The sequence below is a fragment of the Streptomyces sp. TLI_146 genome (assembly GCF_002846415.1).
In the GTDB taxonomy this organism is placed as follows: Bacteria; Actinomycetota; Actinomycetes; order Streptomycetales; family Streptomycetaceae; genus Streptomyces.
In genome coordinates, this window is sequence record NZ_PJMX01000001.1 from 4022210 (window position 1) to 4040790 (window position 18581).

Sequence of the window (18581 nt, forward strand, 5' to 3'; positions counted from 1 at the left end):
GCTACTTGGTCTGGACGCTGAAGCCGCGCAGGAAGTTCTTGAACCCGCACTGCACCGTGGACTTCTGGCCGGGGCCGACCCACGGACCGTGCATCGTGTACGTCACGACGTGCTCCCGGGCCCCCTGGACCTGGTCGCACTTGATCTCGACGCGGTGCTGCGACACGGTCTTGCTGCCGCCGCCGCTGCACACGGAGTAGGCGTTCGGACGGCCCGCCTTGTCCATGTCGGCGTACGCCTTGCAGGTGTACTTCCCGGCCGCCTGGGCCGGCGCAGCGGCGATCAGGCCCGTGCCGCCCGCGCCCAGCACGACGGCGAGCGCCCCTGCGGCGGCCTTGTTCCCCCAACGCATCATGTGCGTTCCTTTCTGTGCAACGAATCCGCAGATGGGGCAGTGGTCACCTGCCTCATCTGCGGATTCAGGAAATCCGTGACATCCGCCATTTACTTGAGCGAACACCCTCAACTTTTCATGTCAGTCCCTCTCGCCACAAGGTTCCGACGCGGGATCACACAAGGTATGAGGAGGATCTGAGCATCACGGATCGGCATCACGAATGCCTTTGGGACGATCACCCCCGCCCGCGCAGCCGCCGCCACGGCGTGAACGTGAAGACCGCGCCGCCGAGCAGGACCGCGGTCCCGGCGATCAGACCGAGGGCGCGCAGGGCGCCGTGGTCGTTCGCGCCGGTCTGGGCCAGGCCCCCGGCCGCCGACGCACTGCCGCCGGTGGCCCCGGCCGAGGTGCCGGTGCCGGAGGAGCCGGTGCCGCCGGACGCGCCGCCCTGCTGGGCGGTGGTGTCCAGTTCCAGGGACACGGGTGCCGTGCCCTTGACCGCGCAGGGGATGTTGATCTTCGAGCCGCCCAGGGTGACGTCGATCGTCAGGGTGCCGGGGCTGAGCGTCGACTTGCCGCTCGCGCCCGGTTTGTAGGTGCCGGTCATGTCGGAGAGGCTGACCGGGTCGCCGGTGTTCAGGGGGCCGGAGTTGGGCGGTCCCGTCACCGACACCGAGCCCTTGTCGGCGCCGCCGACGGTGACCTGCATGGAGGGCTTCAGCGCGCCCGCGGGGAGCGGGGCCGGGCTGTTCATGACGCCCTTGGCGGTCTTGACCGTGAGGTCGTAGCTCCCGCCGTTCTTCTTGGCGCCGATCGTCACCTTGGAGTTGATGCCGGCCGGGCCGGGGGACTTGCAGGCGAAGGTGACCGCGACTTCCTTGCCGGGGAAGTCGCTCTGCCCGCCGCCTCCGGTGGTGCCGCCCGCGGAGGTACCACCCGCGGTCGTGCCGCCGGTCGTCCCGCCGGAGGTGGTGCCGCCACTGCCGGTCGTCCCACCGGACGTGGTCGTCCCACCGCTCCCGGTCGTTCCACCGGACGCCGTCGTCCCGCCCGAGGTCGTGGTGCCTCCGGACGTCGTCCCGCCGGAGGTCGTGCCGCCGGACGTGGTCGTCCCGCCCGTCGTCCCCCCGCCGTCCGTCACCTTGATCGTCGCCCCGGCGCCGGCCTTCTCCTTCGGGGAGCACTTGGTGTCCGTCGATATCGGCTTGCTGACGTTGATCGTGTACTTGTCCGGCGTCAGCGTGACCTCGCCCGCCTTGGTCAGCTTCAGCTTGGCCTTCATGTCGGGCAGGACCATCGGGCTGTTCTTGGGGATCGGCGGGTTCTGCCGCGGCCCCTCCACCGCCAGGTCGGCGCTCTGCGCCCCGGCCACCTTGACGGTGCCGGTCGGCTTCACGGTGTCCTTCTCCAGGTCGAGCACATCGGGGTTCTTGGACGCGGCCTGGACGGTCTTCCACACCACCTCCACCTCGTCGCCCACCTTCGCCTCGGCGGGCGCGGTGATCTGCACCTTGGTGGTGCCCTCGACGGGCGGCAGGCCGGAGATGGGTGGCGGGATGCACTCGGTGGCGTACGAGACCTCTGCCGCCCGGGCGGGCCCGGCGGCCAGAATGATTCCCGCGCCGCCGAGCATCAGCGCGACTCCTGCCGCGCTCATCCTCCGTTGCGTGGTCACGGATTTCCCTTCGTCGTGGGGGTGTTCGGACGGTTCTCGGTCGGTGCGGAGTCGGGGGTGAACCACGGCAGGGCCGCGGTGGTCGTGGTGGTCGCCGTGGTCGTGGTGCCGTTCGCCGTCGGCGGCGGGACCGGCTCGGCCGGTCGGTGTACGGGTCGGCGGAACCGGCCCCACCGGGCGCGGCCACGGTCGGACCGCCCGCCCTCCCCACGCCCCCGCCGCGCGTGCCCGGCCCCGCTCGGGCGGACCTTGTCCACCACCGCCATCCCGATGCGGAACACCGCCGCCGGGACGACCAGGCACAGCAGGATCCAGAAGAGCGTGACGCCCCACGGGCGGCCCACCCCCCAGGGCTGGGTGGCGAGCACCTTCTGCCCGTACTTCACGGAGACCTGGTAGTCGCCGTGCGCGCCCGCCGACAGCTCGAAGCCCAGCCGCACCTCGGCCTTGCCGCCGGGCGCGATCGTGCCCTTCCACCGCCGGTCCTCCCACTGCGGCGCGAACACGCCGTGCGAGGTGCCCACTTGGAAGACCGGGTCCTTGACCGGGGCCGAGCCGAGGTTGCCGACGGTGACGACGAGCGTGCGCGAGGGCGGCGCCCCGAACCAGGTGAGGATCCCGCCGCTCCCGTCGAGCCGCGGCGCGGTCAGGACGCTCAGGCGCCCGGTGCCCGACTGCTCGGGCAGCGGCGCCACCGGATGGCCGGTGATCCTCAACTCGGCGTCCACCACGGCCTGTTCTCCCGTCACCGTGGCCACGTGCACCACACAGGGGCAGGGCTTGGGCGGTGCGGCCACCGGCAGCGGCTTGCTGAAGGCGCCCTTGGCGTCGGTGGTCACCGCGCGCCCGTCGGCGTTGGCGCAGGAGTTGGTGCCGCCGATCACGCCCTGGCCGGGGGTGGACTGGCCGCAGACGAGCAGCATCAGGAGCGTGCCGGGCCGCCAGCCGGTGCCACTGGCGGTGATCTCGGTCCCCTTGGCCGCCTCGGGCGGGGAGAGCGTCACGACGGGCTTCGTGTCGTCGGCGGCCGCGGGCGGCGCCCACGCCGACAGGAGCATCAGCAGTACGGCCGCGACCAGCGCCGCCCCTCTCGTCCGCGGCTTCACGACGCTGCTCCCGTCATCTCCGACTCGCTTACGGGCTCGGGGGATTCGGGGCCGCCCGGGTCCGGCCCGCGCCGCCGCCTCCGTATCCACAGCGCCGCGCCCGCACCCGTCACCACGCACCCCGCGCCCGCCACCGTGCCCCACGGCACGAACACCGCCGAGGCCGTCGCCTCGCTCGGGGCGGCCCCGGCCGCCGTCACCGTCAGACGCACCTCGACGCGGTCGAGGGCGGGCGGATGCCGCCACGGCTCGGTCAGCTCGACGCGCTGACCGGGCAGCAGCTCCAGCGGCAGCGGCCGGGCGGCGCGCCGCAGCGGGTGTCCGAAGAGCCCGTCGGTATGGGTGGCCAGGCTCGGGGCGAGCGTGGTGTTGCCCCGGTTGACCAGGGCGTAACGGATCAGGGAGCGGCCCTTGTCGACCCGTACGTCCTCGACCGTGAGCGCGGGAAGCACCGGGCCCGCGACCCGCACCCGGACCCGCACCCCGGTCTCCCGGCCGCCGCCGGACGCCACGAGCGCCGCCGGGTGGTCGCCGGGCGCGGCCCCCGCCGGGACGGTGACCGCGAACGGCACGTCGGCCCGGGTGCGCGGCGGGATCCGCACCTCGGCCGAGGCGAGCGCCAGCCACGGATCGGCGCCGGGGCGCACCGCGAAGGCGCCGGTGGCAGTGTTGCGGGCGGCGGCCCCGCGCAGCCGCAGGGTCAGCGGGCGCGCGGTGGGGTTGGTGAGCGAGAGCCGGTCCTCCAGTACGGAGCCGGGCGCGCCCTCCAGGTAGAAGTACGGTCTGCCGTCGCCGCTGGGCCGCGAGCCCCCGCCGGACGCGGGCGCGGCGGTCCACTCCCCGTCGGCGGCGCGCGCGGCGGGGGCGGACAGGGCGGTCAGGGCCAGGGCCGCGGCGAACACGGCCAGGCTGATCGGTCGTGGCGGCATCGGCGGCTCCCCGTCGGGCGGTGCGGCGTGCGGCGTGACGACGTGCGGCTTGCGGCTTGCGGCTTGCGACGTGCTGAGTGCTGCGTGACGGCTTACGGCGTGCGGCTTACGGCTTCACGGCGTGCGGCTGGGAGCGCGCCCCGTGCCCCCGCGCCCCGTCAGCCGTGCGCCCGGGCGCCGCGCCGAGTCAGCCACAGCACCCCCGCCGCACCGCTGAGCAGCACCGTGCCGCCGAGCGTGCCGAGGGCGACGGCCGAGTCGAGCGGGCCCGTCTTGGGCAGCGACTCGGGCGCCGGGGTGCCGGTGCCGGTGCCGGTGACGTCGAGGGTGAGGGAGGGGCCGGGGCTGTTGCCCGGGGTGCAGGTCGTGGTGGTGCCCAGCGCCTTGATGGTGAGGATCGAGGCGGTGAAGGTGGCCTTGCCGGACGCTCTGGGTGTGTACGTACCGCTCAGGTCGCTGATCTTGATCGGGCTGTTGGCGGGGATCTCGGCCGTGTTCGCCGGTCCGGACACCGCCACCGTGCCCTTGTCGGCGCCGCCGACCTTGATGACCGCGCTCGGGTTCATCGCCCCGGCGCCCAGCGCCACCGGGCTGGAGGAGACGCCCTTCTGGAACGACATGGTCAGCTTGTAGGCGCTGCCGCTCTTGACGGCCCTGATGTCGATGGGCGACACCGCGGCCTTCGGGCCGATCGGCGTCTCGCACTTGTAGTTGACGTCCACGACGTCGGCGTGGGCGGCCGGGGCGGCCATCAGCACCACCGGGCCCGCCAGGGCAGCCGCAAGGGCGAGTGCTGTCCGCTTCTGGTACGACACGTACGACACCTCGAATTTCCCTCGTTCCCGAGGCCGTTCAAGTTACTGACGGCACATCAGATTGGGCGTCAAGGTACGCCGGGGACCTTGGAGAGGGAAGACACACAACGCAAGGGATGACGGACGCGAGTGACACGAGTGCCCTGGGCGACCGTCCGGCGGGTGCGGGTGCGGGTGCGACCTACGCGGGCGCGGCGAGCTCCGCCCAGACCGTCTTGCCGGGCACACCGGGCGTACGGACGACCCCCCAGTCCAGACAGAGCCGCTGGACGATGAACATGCCGTGGCCGCCGGGCCGTCCGGCGCGGTGCGGGGTGCGCGGCGCGGGCTGGCCGGAGCCGCGGTCGGTGACCTCCAGGCGCAGCACCTTCGAGGTGCAGGCGACGCGGAGCTGCTCAGGGCCCTCGGCGTGCAGACAGGCGTTGGTGACCAGCTCGGAGACCACGAGCAGGACGTCCTCGGCGGCCGCGCGCCGGTCGGCGGTGGCGGCCGGGAGCCAGCCCCACTCGTGCAGTGCCTGGCGGGTGAAGTCGCGGGCCAGCGGCACGATCCCACTGGCTCCGTACAGGGCGAGGACGCGCGAGGCCGCGACCGGAGCTCCGTCCGGCTCGGGGCCGCGGTCGCCCGGCTGATGCTGCCGGGTGGTGCTCATCAGCGCTTCACCTCACCGATCCACCGAACGCCTGGTTCGCCAACGTCTTGAGTCTGGTCTCCTGCCCCGCCGGAGCGGGGTCAGTCGTCCAGAGCGGCTTCGAGCGAATCATGCACGGTGAAGACCGCTTCCGCTCCGGTGATCTCGAAGACACGGGCCACCACGGGGAGCATGCCCGCCAGATGGACCCCACCGCCGGCCGCCTCGGCCTTCAGCCGGGCACCGAGGAGCACGTTCAGCCCGGTGGAGTCGCAGAACTCCAGCTGGCCGCAGTCCACGACGAGCCTGCTGCGGCCCGCCTCGACGGCGGCCTCCAGCGGCTCGCTGAGGAGGTCGGCCGTGTGGTGGTCCAGCTCGCCCACGGGCGTGAAGATCTCGCTGCGGCCGTGCGAACGAACGCCGACCCTGAGCCGGCCCCGATTCGCGCTGCCGACCGTGCCGCGGTCCATGCCCGTCCCTCTTCGCCATGATGTCGCCGTGCCGCACCGTGACCGGTGCGGCAGTGGTTCGTGTCCGTTTCGGTGCGAAAACTGTGCTCCCCGTCACAAGTGACGCACCTCTCCGCATACGTCACCGAACACGGCTCCGTACACGCGGACTCCCCGAGAACACTACGCCTTCCCTACGCGCCTCGGAAGTCGAACACCGCCCAGAAACGGGCATTTACGGACAATGCGACCTTGCGGCGATACGACGAAAGCGGGTAGGGGTAGTAGAGACAGTTTTTTCACCGCGACCGGCCATGGAGGCGCCGCACACCGATTCGCCACGTATGGGCATCGGCAGCCATATGCCGAGAACGATGGAGGAGACCCCATGTCACCCCGGCTCGACGAATCCATGGATACGTCGGCAACGCACGTGCCGCACAGCCCGATCGAGGGACTCGACGATCTCCCGGAGATCCCTCCCTACGAAGACATCGCGCCGCTGGACGCGCGAGCCCTGTCGAAGACGCTCTTCGCGCGGCTCGACTCCCTCGAAGAGGGCACCCACGCGTACTCCTACGTACGCAACACGCTCGTCGAACTGAACCTGGCGCTGGTCAAGTTCGCCGCCTCCCGGTTCCGCTCGCGCAGCGAGCCGATGGAGGACATCATCCAGGTCGGCACCATCGGTCTGATCAAGGCGATCGACCGGTTCGAGCACGACCGCGGCGTGGAGTTCCCGACCTTCGCCATGCCGACCATCGTCGGCGAGATCAAGCGCTTCTTCAGAGACACCTCCTGGTCGGTGCGGGTACCCCGGCGCCTCCAGGAGCTCCGCCTCGACCTTGCCAAGGCGGGCGACGAACTCGCCCAGCAACTCGACCGCGCACCGACGGTGGGCGAGCTCGCCGAGCGCCTCGGCATCACCAAGGAAGAGGTCGTCGAAGGGATGGCCGCGAGCAACGCGTACACCGCGAGCTCGCTGGACGCCCAGCCCGAGGAGGACGACACCGAGGGCGCGCTCTCGGACCGGATCGGCTACGAGGACCACGACCTCGAAGGCGTCGAGTACATCGAGTCGCTCAAGCCGCTGATCGCCGAACTCCCGCCCCGGGACCGGAAGATCCTGTCGCTGCGGTTCGTCGCCAACATGACGCAGTCCGAGATCGGCGAGGAGCTCGGCATCTCCCAGATGCACGTCTCCCGGCTGCTCGCGCGCACCCTGTCACGGCTGCGCAAGGGGCTGACGCTCGAAGAGTGAAACGCGCGGTGAGGCACGCCTGTGCGAGGGCCCGTTCCTTCTGGGGACGGGCCCTCGGCGTTGTTGACGAACAGTGCGGCGTGGGTCACATTGAGCGCGGGGCAAGCCGGGGGGTCTGGGGGGACTCATGCCGTACGGGACCACGTCGTGCTCGACGCTCGAAGCGACCATGCGGGACCGGCTCGGGCGCGAGTGCCTGTATCTGCCGTCCGGCCGGCTCGCGCTGTACGTGGCGCTGCGGCACTGGTGCGCGCCCGGCGGCCGGGTCCTGATGTCGCCGGTCAACGACGACGTCATCTTCTTCGTGGTGCTCGCGGCCGGGCTGCGGCCCGTACAGGCGCCCCTCCACCCGCTCGACGGCTCGATCGACCTCGCCGCCGTGCCCGAGGAGACCTGGTCCGGCCTGTCGGCGGTCCTCACCACCAATCTGTACGGGAACCCCGACCCGGCGCCCGAACTGCGCGCCCGGTGCGACCGGTCGGGTATCGCGCTCATCGAGGACGCGGCACACGCCATCGGAAGCGAGGTGGCGGGGCAGGCGGTCGGCACGTTCGGCGACGCGGCCGTCTTCTCCCTCTCCAAGCACACCGCCGCCAAGGCGGGCGGCTTCCTCGCCGTCGCCGACCCGGGCCTGCGCGAGGCCCTGGCCAAGGCCCGTGCCGAACTCCTCGACCCGCCCCGGCGCACGGCCGAACTCGCCTACTGGGCCCGGCCGTACGCGGAGGCGGCGGTCCGGGGCCTGCGGCTCGCGCCCGCCGCGTGGGCGGTGCTGCGGATGCTCGGCCGCCAGGAGCGCGAGGACATCCGGATGGCGCTCAGACCCGACGAGCTGGGCCGGGCCGTGCGGGCCGCGCCCTCGCTGGACGACTTCCACTCCTGGGTACGGGTGGACATGCACGACTACCGCACCGGCGCGGGCGGCCTCAGACGCGCCCGGATCGCGCGCAGGCTGGGCCGCCTGGACACGGTGCTCGCCCGGCACCGGGCCGGGGCCGAGCGGCTGCTTGCCAGTGAGTGGGCGCGGCCGGGGCCCGGTCCCGCACAGCCGCTGTTCCGGGTGCCGCTGCTCGTCGAGGACCGGGACGCGGCCCGGGCGGCGCTCGCCGAGGCGCGGGTGAACGTCGGCTACCTCTACGACCCGCCGCTCGACGACTACGCGGGCGCCGCCTTCACCGACCCCTCGCCCGCCCCCGAGGCCGGGCGCTGGTTCGCGCGGCACGCCCTGCCCGTCGACCCGCTGAAGGCCGAGCTGTCGCTGCGGGTCCTGAAGGAGTCGGGGGCCCGGCCCGCGAGAGGCGGGCCCGCCGGTGTCTGACACCACCTCCGACGCGCGCCGGGCCGTCGGCGGGGACGGGGAGCCGGTGGCCGTGGGTCAGCCCGGGGCGGAGCCGCAGGGTGCGCCGCCCGCCGACGGCGGCGGTGACTCCATGTTCCGCAACGCCTACGCCCTGATGCTGTCCACGGCCGTCTCCGCCGCCCTCGGCCTCGGCTTCTGGCTGGTCGCGGCCCGCTACTACAGCGAGGAGGCGGTCGGCCAGGGCTCCGCCGCCATCGCCGCGATGCGGCTGCTCGCCTCGATCACCGCCACCACGATGATCGGCGCGGTGGTGCGCTATGTGCCGCGCGCGGGCCGGGCGACCGGGCCCCTGGTGGTACGGGCGTATGTGGCGAGCACCGTGGTGGTGGCGGTGGCGAGCACCGGCTTCCTGTTCACGCTGCCGCTGTGGGGCGCCTCCTACGACCCGCTCGGCGGGCCCGCCGCCGGGGCCGTCTTCGTGCTCGCCTCGGTCGCCTGGGCGGTGCTGACCCTCCAGGACGGGGTGCTCACCGGGCTGCGCAAGGCGATCTGGGTGCCGGTCGGCAACGCGGTGTTCTCGCTGGGCAAGCTGCTCCTGCTGGCCGGCTTCGCCGCCTTCACCCTGGGCGTCTTCCTTTCCTGGGCGGCGGCGATGGTCCTGTCGATCCTGCCGCTGGGCTGGCTGATCTTCCGCAGGCTGATCCCCGCCCAGGCGGCCGCCGACCACGACCGGCCGGTGCCGCAGCTGCGCGAGATCGGGCGCTTCCTGGCGGGCGACTCGGTCGGCGCGCTCTTCTCGCTGGCGATGATCAATCTGCTGCCGGTGATGGTCGCGGTCCGCTTCGACGCCGCGCAGAACGGATTCTTCTATATCGCGTACACGGTCGGCGGGACCATGGAGTTCATGGCCATCAACATGGCCTCCTCGCTCACCGCGCACGCCTCGCACAGCCCGGACCGGCTCGCCGACGGCGTACGGGGGGCGCTGCGCCGGATGGCGCTGCTGCTCGTCCCGGTCGTCGTCCTGCTGATCGTCTTCGCCCGGCAGATCCTCGCCCCGTTCGGCGCGGACTACGCCGAGCACGGCACGCTGGTGCTCCGGCTGCTCGCCGCGGCCGCGCTGCCGCGGGTCGCCGTCGAGCTCTACATCGGGGTGCTGCGCGTCCAGGGCCGCACCGGTGTCCTCGCCCTGCTCCAGGGCGCCATGTGCACCCTGGTCCTGGGCAGCGCGGCGGTCCTGCTCGGCACCACGGGCATCGAGGGCGCGGGCTGGGCGGTGCTGGTGTCGATGTGCGGCATGGCGCTCGTCTCGGCGCCCGGGCTGCGCGCGGCCCTCGCCGGACGCGCCACCGTGCGTACGCCGCGACCCCGCAGGGGCAGGTCCGAGGAGTACGGCACGAGCTGGGCCCGGGACGCGGCGCTCGCGCGGGCCGAGGAGGCGAAGGGGTACGGGACGCGGTGGACCACCCAGACCGCGTACCTCAGCGGCGGGCTGGAGACGGGGACGCCGGCGCTGGGCATCCCGGTGTACGTCCCCGGTGGCGCGTCCGGTAGCGGGCCGGGCGGGGCGACCGCGACCACGCTGCATCTGCGGGCGGTGCGGCCGGGTGAGCCGGAGCCCGACGACGAGCCGCTGCTCACCGCCGTGCTGTGGCTGCTGCTCGGGCTCGCGACGGCGCTGTTCTGGGTGCCGCTGTCGCGGGCCGAGGACGCCAGGAACGCGGTGTCGGACCACGTCGACGGCACCGGCCTCATCTCCGCGCTGCCGCCCGTCTCGCTCACCGCCGGGGTGCTCCTGATCGTGGTGTGCAGCGCGACCGTCTCGCTCTACCGGGCCAAGCCCGCCCTGCTCGCCGCCGGCCTCGGCGTGACGGTGGCCGCCCTGCACACCGCGCCGCTGATCCTCGGGGTGCAGCCGGACCGGCTGGCGGGTCCGTGGCACTCGGCACCGACGCGGCTGCTGACGTCGGTGGCCGGCCTGGACTCGCCCACCGGGGTCGAGCGGGCGCTCCCCACGGCGCTCCAGGTGCTGTGCCTGGCGCTGGCCGCGGTGACGCTGATCGCGCTGGGCGCGCATTGGCGGCTGACGTGTGTGGTGGTGTGGGTGCTGGCTGTCGCGGGGTGGGCGGGGCAGGCGGTGTTCGCGGGGGTGGGGGTGCCGGTGTTTGTGGGGCTGTGCGGGGTGGCGGGGGTGGGGGTGCTGCGGCGCGGGTGGCCCTGACTCCGCGGCCGGGCCGTCTGCGGCTGGCCTTTGGCCCGGCCCTTGTCTGCGGCCCGGCGGTCGGCTGGTCGCGCAGTTACCCGCACCCCTTTTTGGCCCGGTGTTTGTCTGCGGGCCGCTGACGGGCTGGCCGCGCAGTTCCCCGCGCCCCTGGGGGGTTGCGAAGCTCGGGGCGAGTGGGCTGCCCAGGGGCGGGTTCTTTCTCTGCGGACTGGTGGTGGGTTGCTCGCGCAGTTCCCCGCGCCCCTAAAATGCCGCTCCGCGGCAATCCCCTGGGCGCCCCGCAGGGGCGCATCTCAGGGGCGCGGGGAACTGCGCGGCCAGCCCACCACGGTCCGCAGACAAAGGCCGACGCGACCAGCCCCCACCGGCCCGCAGTCGTCGAGCACCCGCCCGCTCCGGGGGCTGCCCGAGCGAGACGCCCCCGTCACTTAAGGGGCGCGGGGAACTGCGCGGCCAGCCGACCACCGGCCCGCAGACGAACACCGGGCGGAAAAGGGGCGCGGGGAACTGCGCGAGCAACCCACCACCGGGCCGCAGACAAAGGCCGGGCACAGACACCGTCAGCGGCGTCGCCCCCGCTCCGCCGCCCCCCGCGTCGCCGCAGGCAGCGGCAGACCCGGGAACGCGGACGCCAGCGTCGCGAACGCGGCGAGGGATGCCAGGAACGCCGTCGACGAGAAGCCCTCCACCAGGAACAGGCACGTCGACACCAGCGCCCCCAGCGACAGGCTGAGCGGGGCCGCCAGGGCCAGGGCTTCCAGGCGGGCGCCGGGGCGCAGCATGTCCGGCTGCGGGTAGAGCAGCGCGAAGCCGGGGCCGAAGCAGACGAACAGGAGCACCGGGATCCAGCGCGCCGGAGTGGCGGCAGGCAGCAGGGTCGCGGCCAGCGCCACCCAGCCGGAGAGCGCCACGGCGACGCGGATGCGGTTCTGTACGAGGGTCACGGCGGCTTGCCTCCGGTCAGCGACGGGGATCGGGCGGGGCTGGTGCTCCCCAACAGCGGGGAACGGGCGGGGCCGGTACTGCTCAGCCGTGGCGTGCCCGCGGCGGCTCATACCGCAGGATCGTTCCGTACGCGTTGCGGTCGATCACCCGGAAAAGAGGCGACGCCGACAGCTTCGTCGTCAGTTCCGCGAAGCCTCCGGCCGGCAGCAGCCCCTCCCCCGCCGTGTAGACGTCCTGCGTGTGCGTGAGCAGGACGAACGCCGGTCTGCCGTCCTTGGGCAGGCCCGGCGCCAGGAAGCCCGCCGGGTCCTTGAGCATCCGGATGTTGTCCGGCAGCGCCTGCTCCACGAAGAACCAGTGCTCCAGCTGGTCGTAGCGGTGCAGCGCCATCGGGAAGGAGCCGGTCGCGGCGAGGATCAGCGAGTCGCGCGGGGCCCGGTCGATCACCTTGGTGACCAGGGCCGTCTCGGCGGGCGGGGTGTAGTACATCCGCTCCTTGCCGTAGTACGCGGGCAGGAACCCGGCGACGAGGGCGAGCAGCACGGCGGGCAGCGCCACCGACCTCAGGCGGACACGGCCGGGCGACTCGGCGGCGCCGGGCGCGGGCACCAGCGCCGCCGCGGCGAAGAACGCGGCGCCCGGCAACCCGAACAGATAGACCCGGAAGAGCATTTCGCCGCCGTAGTCGTTGATCAGGAACATCGGTACCGGCGCGATCGAGACGAGCAGCAGCGGCAGCGCGCTCCGCAGCAGTTTGCGCCGGGTCAGCACGGCGAAGCCCGCGAGCGCGGCCACCACCAGCACCATCACGATGTCCGCCCGGCCCTGGAGGACGGGCCCGGGCCCGGTGAGCTCGCCCGCGTACCCCGCCCGCGAGTTGTTGAGGAGGTTGCCCGCGGACTCCTTGAGCGAGTCGAGGGTCTCCACAAACAGCGGGCGGCCCATCGTGAGGTCCCAGACCAGCATGATCAGACCGGTGACGACGAGCAGGCCGGGGTTGCGGTAGCGGCGGGTGAGGTTGAGCGCGAACAGGGAGACGCAGAGCATCACCGGCGTGAGCTGGTGGGTGAAGTTGATGGCGGCGATCAGCGGGGCGAGGATCACCACGCAGACCGCGCGCTGGCGGGCCGTGGTCGGCGGCGGCACGGAGGCGGCCGCCGGGTCCAGGTGCGCGCGCGAGCGCAGGTCCCCGGCCGAGCCCGGGCGCACGAAGTGGCGCAGCACCACGACGAGTACGGACAGGTGCAGGATCAGCGCCAGGCCCTGCGGCGAGAAGTAGTCCTGGCCCACCCAGTTGGCGACCTCGAAGATCCACACGCCGGTCCACACCAGCCGCCAGTCCTCGGCGAAGGTGCGGTAGACCAGCACCAGTACGGGGATGAGGACCACGCCGTAGAAGAGGGCCGCCCAGTTCAGGTACGACTGGGTGGTCTCTACGCCGAAGGCGCGCACCAGCGCCGAGTTGAGGGTGAAGAAGCCGGGCCACTGGTCGTAGGCGGCCATGTTGCCCGACAGCGGGGTGCCCGGCCGCAGGTCCTGGTTGACCAGCAGGTGCGTGACGACGGCGTCATGCTTGGAGGCCCACGGGTAGCGGACCGAGTCGTAGAGGATCGCGGTGGGCGCCTTGAGGGCGAAGAGCAGGGCGACGCTGTAGAGGCCGGGCCACCAGGGCGCGGTGCCCGCCCGGCGCAGACTGACCACGAACCCGGCGGTGAGGACGGCGAGGGAGAGGAAGAAGGCGGCGGGCAGCCGGTCGAGCAGGCCCCAGTCGCCCATGTGCCGGTAGTCGATGTGCGGCAGCGCGTACAGCCACAGGGCGGTCGCTACGACCAACGGAAGCCAGGTGAAGAGCGTTTGAGGGTCTGTCAGGTTCCGTGGAACGCGCTTCGGGACGCGCGCGGCCTTCCCCTCCTCGCTTGCGCCGCTCTCCGGTGGCAGCTCGCCGCTTCCGGTCGCCGGCGCGGGCACGCGTTGCTGCACAGTGCGACTCCCCCCACGAAGGTGGTGCGCGGCCGTCACGCCGCCGTCCCCTGCTGTCCCTTCAGCGAAGTATAGGAATCCACTTCGCTTTTGTGATGCTGTCGTACGGTCCCGGTCCGGGCGTTCGCGCCGCTCCGCTCACCCCGCGAAGACCGGGCCGCGCACGGCCGCCCGCGCCCTGCGGAAGAGCCGCCAGCCGAGGGTCGCCGCCGAGTCCCGGTAGGGCGCGACACGGGCCCCGGCCCCCGCCGTCCAGGCCTCGACGTCGGCCACCGTGTGGCCGCGGCGGACGATCAGACGAGCGATGCGGTACGCGTCGTCGGCGTCCGAGCTCAGTGCGTGCCGCACCGCGACGGCGCTCTCGTACCCGGCGGCGCGGGCGGCCCGGCGCACGGCGCCGCTGTTGTAGCCGTGCGGATAGGCGAGATGGACGACCTCGTGGCCGAGCGCGTCCTCCAGCACAGCCTTGGAGTCGGTCAGCTCGCGCCGCAGGGCCTTCGCGGTGAGCGTGTCGAGCTGGGGGTGCGAGACGGTGTGGCCGCCGATCTCCATCCCGTACTCCTCCAGGCGTTTCACCTGGTCCAGGGTCATCATCGGCGCCGGGGGCAGCAGTGAGCGGCCGCCCGGGGCGAGGGCGCCGGTGGTGAGGTACGCGGTCGCGGGCAGCCCGCGCGCGGCGAGCGCGTCGGCGGTGGGCCCGGGCAGATCGGCGAACCCGTCGTCGAAGGTGAGCGCGACGGGCCTGGGCGGCAGCGGCGCCCGCCCCGCGAAGTGGTCGGCGAGGGCGCCCACGGTGACGGGTGTGCGCCCGCTCGCCACGATCGCATCGAGGTGCGCGGCGAACTGCCGGGGCGAGACGGTGAATTCGGCGATCCAGGCGGGCGGGTCGTCCATGACGGCGTGGTACAGGAGCACGGGGACGGGTTGTGTCATCGGGCCGCCTCCCACGGCCGCCGCAGTCCGCGCACCCGGCGCCGGGCCCGCAGATAGCCGAGCGGGCCGTACAGCATGCCCCGGCGCTCCAGCCGGGACAGGCCGCGCGGCCACGGGTAGTCCTGGGCGCCGTGCTCGCCCGGCACCGACTGGGCGCCCGCGGCCCGGTGGGCGCTGATGGCGCGGGCGTGGGCGAGGCCGCGCGGCAGCCGGGCCAGGAGCGCGGGCAGCAGGGCGGGGCGGCGCACCAGGAGCGCGGTGAGGTAGGCGGTGAGCCCGGCGCCGTACCCGTACGCCTGGTTCTCCAGGTCCTGCCAGGTCTCGCGGTGGTGGTGCCAGACCAGCGCCTCGGGGGTGTAGCCGAGCCGGTGCCCGGCGACCACGACGCGCGCGAACGCGTACAGGTCGTCGCCGCCCCGGGCCGGGGTGCCGGTGCCGGTCGCCGGGTCGAAGCCGCCTACGGCGCGCAGCGCGTCGGCCCGGAAGGCCATGTTGGCGCCGGAGCCGAACCGTCCGGCGGTGAACGGGAACAGCGGCTCGTCGGCGGGCGGCCGGGCCGGGTCGAAGCAGCGCGGCGCGAATCCCTTGGTGAATCCGCCGTGGCTCTCCAGGAGGATCTGCGCGGGGGTGCGCAGCCGGGCGGGCAGGATCAGCCCGGTCGTACAGCCGAGCCCCGGGTCGGCGGCGAAGGGCGCGGCGAGCGCGCTCAGCCAGTGCGGGTCGGCGACCACGTCGTCGTCGGTGAACGCCAGAATCGTTCCCTCGGCGGCCGCGACGCCCCGGTTGTGCGCGGCGGCGAGGCCGGGCACGGGCTCGCGGACATAGCGCACGCCGTGCGCCGCGTAGCTCCCCTCGACGAGTTCGCGGGTCTGGGCGGTCACCGGGTTGTTGTCGACGACCACGATCTCGTAGTCGGGGTGGTCCTGGGCGAGCAGCGAGTCCAGTGCGCGGGCGAGCTGCCCGGCCCGCTCGCGGGTGGCGACGACGACGCTCGCGCGCGGCGGCCGCACCGGCGCCGCGGGCCGCCCGTCCGGCGGCACATGCCCGGCGAGCTGCTTGCGGGCGGCGGCGGCCAGTACCTCGGCGGCGTCCTCGCCGGGTCCGACCCGGCCGATCACGGTGCCGACCGGGCGGCCCCTGAGCCGGACGAGCACATACGCCTCGCCCTCCCCGACGGGCGGCCCGCCGGGCGCGGGGGTCAGCGAGAGCACCCCGCCGTCGAGCCCGTCGAGGTCCAGCTCCCCGACGCCGATGCCGCCCCGGACGCCCTGCTCCCGGACCAGCGCCTCGGCCTCGGGCATGAGGGGCGTGCGGGATCTGTATGCCTGTGCGTGTGCCGTACGACGTGCCATGGCGACTCCCCCGTGATCTTCAGGGTGGTGCGGGTGGGGCGGCGGGCGGGGCTAGCGCCCGCCCCGCAGGCGGCCCGCCTGCTTCAGCGTGCGCTGGGCGAGGGCGGCGAGTGCGGGCCGCCCCCGGACGAACCCGTGCGCGCGGCGGGACGGCTCGCGGCCCAGCCAGTGCAGTGCGGCCCCGGCCCCCGGCCGCACCGACGCGCCCTCGTACACCGGGATCTCCCCGGTCTTCAGCCCGTTCTTGTACTCGGCGGCGCCCCGCCCCAGGTCCAGCATCCCGATCCCGGCGGAGGCCGCGGCCTGGGCCATCCGCAGATGCAGGGCGAGCCCTGGCGAGTACTTGGCGAACTCCGGGTCGTACGAAGGGAACCAGCACGACAGGACCGTGCGCGAGCGCAGCCCGAAGTGGGCGGCGACCGGGCGGTCCGCCGCGTAGAGGACGGACAGGACGCCGGAGCAGCCGGGCGCGCGGGTGTGCGCGAGGTGGCGCACCAGGGTGCTGATCCACTCCTGCGCGAACCGGTCGCGGCGGCCGGTGCGGCGGTACTGCGCGGACTTCCACGCCATGAGCTGCCGCAGCGCCGCCGGATCGCGCTCGTCGAAGACGAACCGCACCTCGCCCGCCTGCCGCCCGAGCCTGCGCTCCTTGGCGGCGGTGGTGCGGAAGAACTTGGGCGAGCGCGCGCGCAGCCCGCTCTCGTACGCCTCGTAGCCCGCGCCGACGTCGACGACGAAGGAGGGGTACGAGTCGGCCGCGCCCGGGGTGAACAGCTCCTGCCCGGCCTCCAGGTTGTCGAACTCCCAGGCGGAGAGGGAGCAGGCGCGCAGCAACTCCCGTGCGTCCAGGGCGAGTTCGGGCCTGGCGACGATCCCCTGGCAGTCGGACACGCCGAACCCGATGGCGCGCCCGCGCCCGAACCGCCCCTTCTCGAAGGGGAAGAAGGCGGCGGGTTCGCCCCCCTCCCGGACGACCGCGACCCGCGCCGAGGGCCGCACACGGGAGACGGCGAGGGTGAACTCGGGCTCCATGAAGGGGTTCGCGGGCGCGGCCGACTTCGCCCGTATCTCACGCCAGAGATCCAGCTCTCCGGCGTTCAGCTCACCGGGTCCGACCACCCGGATCCGGCCATCGCGTCCACTGCTCAACTCGACCCCCCGGTCTCCCCCTGAGCATGTGCCAAGGACGGTACCGGCGGAAATGTCGGGAGGGTAGCGGGTCGGCCGTCTTGTGACCGGACGGTGAAAGTCGCCGTATCAGCCGAGGGCGGCGGTGACGGCCGCCTCCGCGTGGAGGCGGGTGGTCGGGAACACCGGTACGGGGCTGTGTTCCTGACGGATCAACAGCTCGATCTCGGTGCAGCCGAGGATGACGCCCTCGGCGCCCCCTTCTTCGACGAGCCGTGCGATGACCTCCTGGTACGCGGCCCGCGACTCGTCCCGCACCACGCCCAGGCACAACTCCTCGTAGATGACGCGGTGGACCAGGGCGCGGTCGTCGGCGTCCGGGGTGATGACGTCGAGGCCGTGCGCACGCAGCCGGTCCCGGTAGAAGTCCTGCTCCATGGTGAAGGCGGTGCCGAGGAGGCCGACGCGCCGGATGCCCCGGGCCCGTACGGCCCCGGCGGTCGCGTCGCCCAGGTGCAGCAGCGGTACGGAGACGGCGGCGGCGACCTGGTCGGCCACCTTGTGCATCGTGTTGGTGCAGATCAGCACGAGGTCGGCCCCGGCCGCCTCCAGCCCCTTGGCGGCCCCGGCCAGGACCTCCCCGGCGCGCTCCCACTCGCCCGCGCGCTGGAACTCCTCGATCTCGGCGAAGTCGACGGAGTGCAGGACGCAGCGGGCGGAGTGCAGCCCGCCGAGCCGTTCGCGTACGAGCTCGTTGAGGAGCCGGTAGTACTCCGCGCTGGATTCCCAGCTCATTCCGCCGATCAGCCCGATGGTCTTCATCCGGCCAGCTTAGGCTGAGCATGATCACTTGACTCGACGAAGGGCGGGGACGCGGATGTTGACCGAGGTCGCGGGGATCAAGGTGCCCGAGGGGCACGCGGCCCAGGCCGCACGGCTGGTCTGCGCGGAGTACGCGGACGAGGCGCTGTACCACCACTCGCTGCGGGCGTACTTCTTCGGCGCGGCGTGGGCCGAGGAGCGGGGCCTCGACTACGACCGCGAGCTGTTCTTCGTCTCCGCGCTCCTGCACGACCTGTCCCTCGTGCCGCCCTTCGACAGCCACACCCTGCCGTTCGAGGAGGCGGGCGGCCATCTGGCCCGCGTCTTCACGGCGGGCCTGGGCTGGCCCGACGCGCGCCGCGACCGGGCGGCCGAGCTGATCGTGCTGCACATGCGGGACGACGTGTCGCCGGAGGTGGACCTGGAGAGCAGGCTGCTCCAGGTGGGGACGAGCGCGGACGTGTCGGGTACGGGTCTTGAGGCGTTCTCCCCCGCGTTCCAGGCGGAGCTGGTGGCCGCGTACCCGCGGCTGGGCTTCGCGTCCAAGTTCGTCGACCTCTTCCGCGACCAGGCCCGGCGCAAGCCCGGGTGCGCGGCGGCGGAGCTGGTGGCCGGGGGCTGGGAGTCACGGGCGCTGGGGAACGGGCTGGACCGGGCATAGCCCCTGGGAACGGGGCTGAGGCCGGGCGGGTTGCAC

The 18581-nt window shown here is 73.3% G+C and carries 17 protein-coding genes; 4 read left to right on the forward strand and 13 right to left on the reverse strand.

The window, feature by feature from the left end; all coding sequences use genetic code 11:
• Position 1: 1 nt before the first annotated feature.
• The 7 genes from BX283_RS18080 to BX283_RS18110 form a co-directional block, all read right to left on the reverse strand.
• Entirely contained in the window at positions 2-355 is a 354-nt protein-coding gene (locus BX283_RS18080; RefSeq protein WP_101388615.1) for a hypothetical protein, read from the reverse strand.
• A 217-nt stretch (positions 356-572) separates the two neighbouring features.
• On the reverse strand, positions 573-1994 hold the full coding sequence (locus BX283_RS18085; protein WP_101388616.1) for a hypothetical protein: 1422 nt from the start codon (positions 1992-1994) through the stop codon (positions 573-575).
• Positions 1995-2008: 14 nt separating this feature from the next.
• The gene (locus BX283_RS18090; RefSeq protein WP_257584328.1) at positions 2009-3070 is read right to left on the reverse strand and encodes a hypothetical protein; all 1062 of its coding nucleotides are present in this window, start codon (positions 3068-3070) and stop codon (positions 2009-2011) included.
• 44 nt (positions 3071-3114) lie between these two features.
• The gene (locus BX283_RS18095; protein WP_101388618.1) at positions 3115-4047 is read right to left on the reverse strand and encodes a hypothetical protein; all 933 of its coding nucleotides are present in this window, start codon (positions 4045-4047) and stop codon (positions 3115-3117) included.
• A 158-nt stretch (positions 4048-4205) separates the two neighbouring features.
• Positions 4206-4862, reverse strand: a complete 657-nt coding sequence (locus BX283_RS18100) for a peptidase (RefSeq protein ID WP_101392426.1) — start codon at positions 4860-4862, stop codon at positions 4206-4208.
• 181 nt (positions 4863-5043) lie between these two features.
• The gene (locus BX283_RS18105; protein ID WP_101388619.1) at positions 5044-5514 is read right to left on the reverse strand and encodes an ATP-binding protein; all 471 of its coding nucleotides are present in this window, start codon (positions 5512-5514) and stop codon (positions 5044-5046) included.
• 80 nt (positions 5515-5594) lie between these two features.
• Entirely contained in the window at positions 5595-5963 is a 369-nt protein-coding gene (locus BX283_RS18110) for an STAS domain-containing protein (RefSeq protein ID WP_101388620.1), read from the reverse strand.
• 367 nt (positions 5964-6330) lie between these two features.
• Here BX283_RS18110 and BX283_RS18115 point away from each other — a divergent pair, with 367 nt between their 5' ends.
• From BX283_RS18115 to BX283_RS18125, 3 genes are all read left to right on the forward strand, one after another.
• Entirely contained in the window at positions 6331-7203 is an 873-nt protein-coding gene (locus BX283_RS18115; RefSeq protein ID WP_101388621.1) for an RNA polymerase sigma factor SigF, read from the forward strand.
• A 169-nt stretch (positions 7204-7372) separates the two neighbouring features.
• Positions 7373-8518, forward strand: coding sequence for a DegT/DnrJ/EryC1/StrS family aminotransferase (locus BX283_RS18120; protein WP_101392427.1), 1146 nt, complete (start codon positions 7373-7375; stop codon positions 8516-8518).
• Positions 8511-10721, forward strand: coding sequence for a lipopolysaccharide biosynthesis protein (locus BX283_RS18125; protein WP_180357186.1), 2211 nt, complete (start codon positions 8511-8513; stop codon positions 10719-10721). The genes BX283_RS18120 and BX283_RS18125 overlap by 8 nt, the downstream gene beginning before the upstream one ends.
• 563 nt (positions 10722-11284) lie before the next feature.
• On the opposite strand, the gene BX283_RS18130 is transcribed toward BX283_RS18125, so the two are convergent.
• The 6 genes from BX283_RS18130 to BX283_RS18155 all read right to left on the reverse strand — a co-directional run bounded on the left by BX283_RS18130 (position 11285) and on the right by BX283_RS18155 (position 17884).
• On the reverse strand, positions 11285-11668 hold the full coding sequence (locus tag BX283_RS18130; protein WP_101388622.1) for a hypothetical protein: 384 nt from the start codon (positions 11666-11668) through the stop codon (positions 11285-11287).
• A gap of 82 nt (positions 11669-11750) precedes the next feature.
• Positions 11751-13502: a hypothetical protein gene (locus tag BX283_RS18135; RefSeq protein ID WP_306822809.1), complete on the reverse strand. Its 1752-nt coding sequence runs from the start codon at positions 13500-13502 to the stop codon at positions 11751-11753.
• A gap of 285 nt (positions 13503-13787) precedes the next feature.
• Positions 13788-14582, reverse strand: a complete 795-nt coding sequence (locus BX283_RS18140; protein ID WP_257583068.1) for a polysaccharide deacetylase family protein — start codon at positions 14580-14582, stop codon at positions 13788-13790.
• Entirely contained in the window at positions 14579-15835 is a 1257-nt protein-coding gene (locus tag BX283_RS18145) for a glycosyltransferase family 2 protein (protein WP_373979592.1), read from the reverse strand. The genes BX283_RS18140 and BX283_RS18145 overlap by 4 nt, the downstream gene beginning before the upstream one ends.
• Before the next feature lie 150 nt (positions 15836-15985).
• On the reverse strand, positions 15986-17083 hold the full coding sequence (locus BX283_RS18150; RefSeq protein ID WP_257583069.1) for a GNAT family N-acetyltransferase: 1098 nt from the start codon (positions 17081-17083) through the stop codon (positions 15986-15988).
• A gap of 108 nt (positions 17084-17191) precedes the next feature.
• Positions 17192-17884: an aspartate/glutamate racemase family protein gene (locus BX283_RS18155; protein WP_101388627.1), complete on the reverse strand. Its 693-nt coding sequence runs from the start codon at positions 17882-17884 to the stop codon at positions 17192-17194.
• A 55-nt stretch (positions 17885-17939) separates the two neighbouring features.
• Between BX283_RS18155 and BX283_RS18160 the strand changes: the two genes are divergently transcribed.
• A complete protein-coding gene (locus tag BX283_RS18160) occupies positions 17940-18545 on the forward strand; it encodes an HD domain-containing protein (protein WP_101388628.1) in 606 nt (201 codons plus the stop codon).
• Positions 18546-18581: the final 36 nt, after the last annotated feature.